Source organism: Trinickia mobilis (assembly GCF_017315705.1).
In the GTDB taxonomy this organism is placed as follows: domain Bacteria; phylum Pseudomonadota; class Gammaproteobacteria; order Burkholderiales; family Burkholderiaceae; genus Trinickia_A; species Trinickia_A mobilis.
The window spans coordinates 78,803-81,318 of sequence record NZ_JAFLRF010000027.1; the positions used below are offsets into that span (position 1 = coordinate 78,803).

Consider the following 2,516-nt stretch of genomic DNA (forward strand, 5'->3'; position numbering starts at 1 on the left):
GCCCGGCTCTTGCCCGCGTCCAACCTTACCGGAGCGATGACCGCGCCCTGAGTGGCCGCCGTTGCATCCGATGAGCGGGGGGACCATGTCAGACCGACACCTCTCCCCGGACGCCCGCCGACGCCTCGCGCGTCCAATCGGCGGCCGCGCCCACCTGTTGCCCATGCGAGACCTGACGCCCGAGCAAGCGTGCTGGGTCATTCCACCATCGTTTGCGTGGTCCGTCATTGCTCCGGCAGCCCATGCGCGATTGTCGGGTGTGGACCGCTATGGCCTGCTCGAGAGTGATGTCAACCCAGGCGAGCTTGAGCAGTTCATCGACGATATGTTCGTCGACCCAAGCTGGCTCAAGGGTACGGAGATGACCAGTTTTGAAGATTGGGGAAACAATTTCTCGCAAGCGTTCAATTTTGAGTCGTCGTACTACGATCGGGCCACCAAGCTCGGCGAAAAATTGCTAGACGAACCATTTCTAATTGATATCGCGGGTCATTCACAGGGAGGTGGGCTATGCGCGGCCGCATCAAGTGTCAGCGGGAAGGCATGTTGGAGTTTCAATGCCGCGGGCCTGCATCCGAAAACCGTGGAGCGCTATGGCGGCACTTTGCAGCCTTCAGAGATCAACGCGTACCACGTGAAAGGGGAAATCTTGACAACTCTGCAAAGCTGGCTACCGCTGCCGGTGGCTATCGGCACACCTTATATCCTCGACGGAAAAGGTTCCTCTATAAGCCGCCACTTCATTAGCCAGGTGATCGACGGCATTGAAAAGCAAAAACAGGAAGATATTTCCATTCTTCAGGAGGTCCCACTGTGAAACGACTGATTTTCGCGTTCACCGTGGCAATTGGCCTTCTACTGATCTCTTATACTGCAAACGCAATGACGAAATTCCCAGCTACTGACTTTTTTTCTGGACCGCAACTTGCGCTGGCGCAAGCCATTGAGCGCGGCGATCTGGCCAAAGTAAGACAGCTTGCACCCGCTACCGATCTGAACACGCCGGGTCGCAAGAACATGACACTGCTTTTTTTCGCATTTCAGGATGCGCTGGAACGAGACCCCAAGCAACTGGAAATCATGGGTGAGCTAATCAAGGCTGGAGCTGATCCATTTCAAAAGGTGCCAAACTTTGGCAGCGTATTGGGCGTGACTTTGAACAGCCCTACGGCGGATTTCTTACGTATCCTCCTCGATGCCGGCGTCGGGCCCAATACCATAATTGATGGAGAAAGCCCCATTCTCCTTGAAGTCACATCTCCTAGAACCTTTGATTCGCTTAAGCTTTTGATTGCCTGCGGAGCCGATGTTAACATGCGAGATTCGTTGCGCAACACAGCGCTATACGAAGCATTAACGAGTCGCGCGCTAGATCAAATTGACTATTTGCTCGATCACGCAGCGAATCCAAACACCTACAACATTAACGGCCTTTCGTTTCCGTACGCAATTTCAACGCGAATTAATCAAAACGCCTCTGCTCCCGAATCGATTACATATCAAAAGCTAACCGAAATCCGCGACCGCATCATCAAGATGGGCGTCAAATGGCCACCCGATACCCCCGAGCAAATCCGCGCCCGTTGGGGCGCCAACGCGCCGAGAAGATTGGATGACAGCCAGCTCCCCCTTTAATTAGAAACTCGGCATCGAACCCGCCGCAATTCAGGTTCGATGCCGTCCGCCACTCGCCCCACGAACCGCTAGTGCGACGCTCCATAGCCGTCCCCTCTTTACGCGCACCACGTTCTGACGACATTGCAAAACTGGCTCCCCTGTCGGCAAACCCTATGCTCTGGGAGGTAGCGACTCCTTCATTAGCCGGCACATCGTTAGCCAAGTGATTGATGGAATCGCAAAGCAAAAGCGGGAAGACATGTCGTTTCCGAATAGCGACATGTTCGCACCACGGCAACCCGGCGACGACGGTGGCAATCGGGATGTTCTCCGGCTACTGCGGGACGCTGATGACGCCGATGGCGGCGAACTTCAACATCGTGCCGGCGGCGTTGCTCGAATTGCCCGATAAGAATGCCGTGATCAAAGTGCAGGTGCCGACGGGGTTGGCGCTCTTGGTCGTCAATATCTTTCTGCTGAATTTCATGATGTTCTTGTGAAAGCGAACTTGTCCGCTGCGTGGCGCGGGTGAACCACCACGCGTGGCGGACGATTCGCGAGCCATCCAGAAAAGAGTCGCCTAGTTTCTGGATTTCGGATTACTCCTATATCTCGCCAGTCATCGGGCTGGTTATGTTGCGTTCTCTCATTGATCAGAACATGGAGAACGAGACATGCACACACCGTGCGGCGCCACCTCACAAACCGCCCCTCGATTCACGATTCACCCCGCTGATGCCCGCGTCCGACCTTGCCGGAGCGATGACCGCGCCCTGAGTGGCCGCCGTTGCATCCGATGAGCGGGGGGACCATGTCAGACCGACACCTCTCCCCGGACGCCCGCCGACGCCTCGCGCGTCCAATCGGCGGCCGCGCCCACCTGTTGCCCATGCGAGACC

At 56.2% G+C, this 2,516-nt stretch carries 2 protein-coding genes and 1 pseudogene; all 3 read left to right on the forward strand.

The annotated features are described in order from the left end of the window. Nucleotides 1–85 precede the first annotated feature (85 nt). On the forward strand, nt 86–817 hold the full coding sequence (locus tag J3489_RS27095) for a Tle-like phospholipase domain-containing protein (protein ID WP_207003425.1): 732 nt from the start codon (nt 86–88) through the stop codon (nt 815–817). Next, nucleotides 814–1,635 (forward strand): ankyrin repeat domain-containing protein, encoded by an 822-nt coding sequence (locus J3489_RS27100; RefSeq protein WP_207003426.1) that lies wholly within the window; start codon nt 814–816, stop codon nt 1,633–1,635. Before J3489_RS27095 ends, J3489_RS27100 begins: the two co-directional genes overlap by 4 nt. 272 nt (nt 1,636–1,907) lie before the next feature. Next, nucleotides 1,908–2,117 (forward strand): annotated as a pseudogene (locus J3489_RS27105) (5-oxoproline transporter, DUF979 family subunit); the annotation flags it as partial. Nucleotides 2,118–2,516: the final 399 nt, after the last annotated feature.